The organism is Pseudanabaena biceps PCC 7429, assembly GCF_000332215.1.
Lineage (GTDB): Bacteria > Cyanobacteriota > Cyanobacteriia > Pseudanabaenales > Pseudanabaenaceae > Pseudanabaena > Pseudanabaena biceps.
Genome location: NZ_ALWB01000339.1, coordinates 1 through 4,055, shown reverse-complemented (window position 1 = coordinate 4,055; position 4,055 = coordinate 1). Strand labels below are relative to the sequence as shown.

At 39.3% G+C, this 4,055-nt stretch carries 3 protein-coding genes and 1 pseudogene; 3 read left to right on the top strand and 1 reads right to left on the bottom strand.

Translation table 11 applies throughout. From position 1 onward, the window contains the following. Positions 1-134 (top strand): annotated as a pseudogene (locus tag PSE7429_RS24785) (IS1 family transposase); the annotation flags it as partial. Position 135: 1 nt separating this feature from the next. On the opposite strand, the gene PSE7429_RS21965 reads toward PSE7429_RS24785, so the two are convergent. Beyond that, positions 136-792: a hypothetical protein gene (locus PSE7429_RS21965; RefSeq protein ID WP_144052563.1), complete on the bottom strand. Its 657-nt coding sequence runs from the start codon at positions 790-792 to the stop codon at positions 136-138. Between the two features lie 262 nt (positions 793-1,054). Here PSE7429_RS21965 and PSE7429_RS21960 point away from each other — a divergent pair, with 262 nt between their 5' ends. Together PSE7429_RS21960 and PSE7429_RS27415 are read left to right on the top strand one after the other, a co-directional pair. Beyond that, positions 1,055-3,568, top strand: a complete 2,514-nt coding sequence (locus PSE7429_RS21960; protein ID WP_009629581.1) for a dynamin family protein — start codon at positions 1,055-1,057, stop codon at positions 3,566-3,568. Positions 3,569-3,598: 30 nt separating this feature from the next. After that, positions 3,599-3,745, top strand: coding sequence for a hypothetical protein (locus tag PSE7429_RS27415; RefSeq protein WP_009629580.1), 147 nt, complete (start codon positions 3,599-3,601; stop codon positions 3,743-3,745). The last annotated feature ends 310 nt before the right edge of the window (positions 3,746-4,055 follow it).

Sequence of the window (4,055 nt, the reverse complement as noted above, 5' to 3'; positions counted from 1 at the left end):
CAAGACTTAGACATTATTTAGCCAGATTACACAGAAAAACTTTATGTTATTCAAAATCGGAAGAAATGTTGAGGTATTCAATTCGTTTGTTAATTCACTATCTTAAGTACAAATCATTTACTACCTTTGCTTGATTCATCTTTCATTTGTGCAACGCCCCTGAATGACTACGCTTGATTGTTTTTGAATTTGGTAGGTCATGATGATTGTTTGCTCGATCGCCCAAGCGCATTCCATTCTTCTCAATTTACCTAATGCTGAAGTCTCTGAAAGTAATTGAGGATTTCGGTAATCAGCGAGAGCAACTGAAAGCATATGTCTAGCACTTGCTAAACCTTGATCTCTAATGTGAGGTTCAGTAAGTAAGGACTGTTGGATTAACTTAGTAGAAGCCAAAAATTGGCTATAGGCATGAATAAGAACGACTCGATGCTGTTCAAATTTAATATCTGCGGCGACTTCATCAATGTGATTTAAGATTTCCGCACCTTGATCTTTAAGTGCTTTTTTGAGATCGATAAATCCATCTTTTATCTCAACTCGCATTTGGCGAACATCTTCTCGTAGTTTGAGGATTTGATGTAAGCTTGCTGCGGAAATTGCTAAGTTTGCGATCGTTCCCACGCCGATTAATGCTGTTGTGGCTTGCAAAACCCCTAAAGTTTGCTGAATCTGTGTTATGCCACCTAGTACCGCAGTGAAACCTTTATGAGTTTGATACATCTGTAAACCGCCCATAGCAACCTGTGCTGGGATTGATAGAGGATTAAAAGAAGATGATCCAACTCCCATTGCTATTTCTACAAATCTACCTGTAATTGGATCTCTTGCTATTGGTAACAATTGACCTGCTTTTGATATTACCTGTACCAATTGACCAGAATTTAGCAGTGCTTGGGTTGCGATAGAAAAGATGTAATCCATAGTACATAAATCATAGAAAAAGCTCTTTAAAAGCTTTATTTGCTTAAATATTATCAGATTTTATTGTGTAAATGACTTTTTTAGGCTTTATTTCTGATAAATTCTAGATAACTAGATTTTTAACTCAAGCATGAAAACTCAACTCATCGGTAGCCAAGCGATCAAACTCTTATCAAAGTTGACTGGTCAAGACTTGACAGTACATGACATTACGCCGCAAGTGGTGTTTATGGCTGACTTGATCGCGCTGCTAAAAGGGGTGATTCATGCTGATGCAAAAGTTAGTGAGGATGAGGTTGCTCAGTTTAAGGCGACACTTGGCAAGCTCAAACTGACCAGTAAACAAACTGTGGAAGTTGCCAAGCTTTTGCTGTCAGGTGTTCAGAAATATAAATTGCATAGTGAGATCGATGATTTTTTGATTTTGCTAGTGCCATTGAGTGAAGCTGAAAAATTATTGCTGTTTGGTTTGGGTTACAGAATGGCGATGGCAGACTCTAGCCTAGATGCAAGTGAGAGTAAGTATTTACGGGATTTAGGCAAACGTTTAGAAATAGAATCGCGTTACCTTGATGTTTTAGAATCTAGTTTTGCTGGTAAGTCTTACAACAATCAAGATTTTCAAGAGGTATGCGATCTAGTCGATCCTGCTCGTTTTCATGATTTGGGGACTGTGTTTGTGAATGCAGCAGATGATTTGCTGACTGCTTTAAATCAGATTTTTAAAACTGAGATTAAAGAACCTCAAAATGTACCCAATTCGACAGATTCAGTAAGTGATGAATATCAAAAGCTGCAAGGTTTTCAACTACAGAAACAATCTTTGCTCAAGCGGATTAATCATTTATCTCAACTTATTGATGGCGGTATTAAAGAGAGCCTTTTACCTATCACCTTTAGCGATGAGATTCAAACCATTAAAGATAAATTGGAATCTCAGCGTTTTCGAGTGGCTGTGATTGGTGATTTTAGTCAGGGTAAATCGACATTGCTCAATGCTTTGCTAGGTGAAGAGATTCAACCTGTGAGGGCAATTCCTTGTAGTGGCACTTTGTCGGTTTTGAAATATGGCGATCGCAAGAGGGTAATTTGTCGTTACCGTGATGGCAATGAACAAGAAATTGCGGTTGAAGATTATCAGAAAAAAGCGGCTATTTCTAAGGAAGCGGCTCTAAATAACCGTAGTGAAGAACTGCTTAAATCCAATATCGCCGAGATTGTTTTTGAGCATCCAAATCTGTTGCTATGTCGTAACGGGGTGGAAATTGTGGATTCCCCTGGACTAAATGAGCATCCAGATCGTACTAGAGTTACTGAGGAGTTGCTGAAAGAGACTGATGCAATTCTATTTATGACCAATGCGAATAAGTTGTTAACTCAGGGTGAAAGGGATATTATCACCAGAATCAAGGAACGTGAAGGCGATCGCCCATTAGAAAATCTATTTCTGGTTGTCAATTTCATGGACAACTTGGATACCGATGAGGATCGCGAAGATGTGCAAATTGCTGCTAATAGCATCATCAAAGATGGCTCTATCACTGGCAAAGAGAGAATCCATTTTGTTTCTGCTAAGTCTGCCTTAAAAGCGACTCTCAGCAATACATCGAATGAGTATCTAGTCAGTTTTCAAAACTTCACTGGTACTTTAGAAGCTTTTCTCACTGATGAACGCGGATCTGTAATTTTGCAATCTGCTACGCAAAAGCTGAATGAGCTTACCCAAGATTGCGTCAATGAGTTAAATACTGCGACTGACAGCATTAATACAAATTTGGCAGCTTCCTATAAAGAAGAAATCTTAGAACGTATTGGTGAAGCAAGCGGAAGATTTGTAACTATCCGTAAAATGGTTGATTATCTGAGAAAACAGACTACTGATTTAGCTCTAGTCTCTTGGCAGGAAAACAGCGCTAAATTTCAAGCAAGGATTGAGCAAAGAAGCAAAGAGTGGAAAACTGACCATAACCCGCTTTTTAGTCGTGACTCACTAATCCAAGATTATGTAGGGCAATTTAGTCAATCACTTCAAGGGGAAATAAACTCATGGGTACAATTTCACTTAAACAATGAGAACAATGAGATTATTGCCCCTAAATTAAATCTACTAGATAGAGGTATCAAAGCAGAATTGACAGCGCTTAATGCTAGTTTTTCTGGACTTGACAAAAAAATTGGCACAAACTTTGACGATAATTTCAGCCCAGCTTTTAATAATTTTGATGCGAGTTATGTAGCAGCTTGGACTGCTGGCGGAGTAGTTGGTGGAGGTGCTGGAGCAGCCGCAGCTTTCTTTATGATTCCAGCTTTGGCATTAGGCCCCGCAGTTATTATCGGTATTGCCGCCGCCGCATTGCTTGGAGGAGGAGGGTTATGGGCTTCAATGTCGGATGCTTACTACCAGATTGGTAAACAGGTCTGTGATTCTGGATTTGGAGAGTTTAAGAAATCAGAAGATAGTATCAAAGAAAAAATTGGTGAGTTCATTGCGACTTTGTTCGATAACCGTATCCAGTCAGTTGATGCTCTGATCAAGCAAGTTATATCTGAATGTGAAAATCGGTTAGAACTTGAGGAGAGGAAACAGCAGGAAGAAGGCGATCGCCTACGTTCTTTAATCGTAAAGAATCAGGTAAGAAATTGACAAAAGAGCCAAAGCGGCTAAAGTAAAGGGATGAAAGAGCCACCGCAATATGAACGAGAAGCCCTAGAAAATATGCCAGTAGGAGAACTGGTAGAAGTAATCGTGCGGCAACAGGAATGGGCGCAACAAATATACGAAGAAATAGAGAGACTAAAAGCGGTAGAACAACAGGAGTAGACAAAGACTCATCCAAACCGCCATCCAGTGACCTAATAAAGCGGTCAGAGAAAATAGACGAATCAAAAGAAGAAGAGGAGGGGAAGAAAAAAGCAGGGGGACAAATCGGACATAAAGGAAAAACGAGAAAAGGATTTAATCGAGTAGATCGCTTTGACTGGAGTTTAGACTAAGTTGATTAAGCTAATCAGAAAAAGAGCAGGAAAAAGTAACCCAGAGAATGGAGAACTGGGCAAATCCAAGAGAATGAAAAGGAGAATATTTAGGATTAGGAATTAAGGATGTCTTTGTTGACCTTTTTGGGACGAGA

Bases quoted from the DNA above. Each gene is read 5' to 3' on its own strand.
- PSE7429_RS21960 (WP_009629581.1), top strand. From the start codon at position 1,055: ATGAAAACTCAACTCATCGGTAGCCAAGCGATCAAACTCTTATCAAAG.
- PSE7429_RS27415 (WP_009629580.1), top strand. From the start codon at position 3,599: ATGAAAGAGCCACCGCAATATGAACGAGAAGCCCTAGAAAATATGCCA.
- PSE7429_RS21965 (WP_144052563.1), bottom strand. From the start codon at position 792: ATGGGAGTTGGATCATCTTCTTTTAATCCTCTATCAATCCCAGCACAG.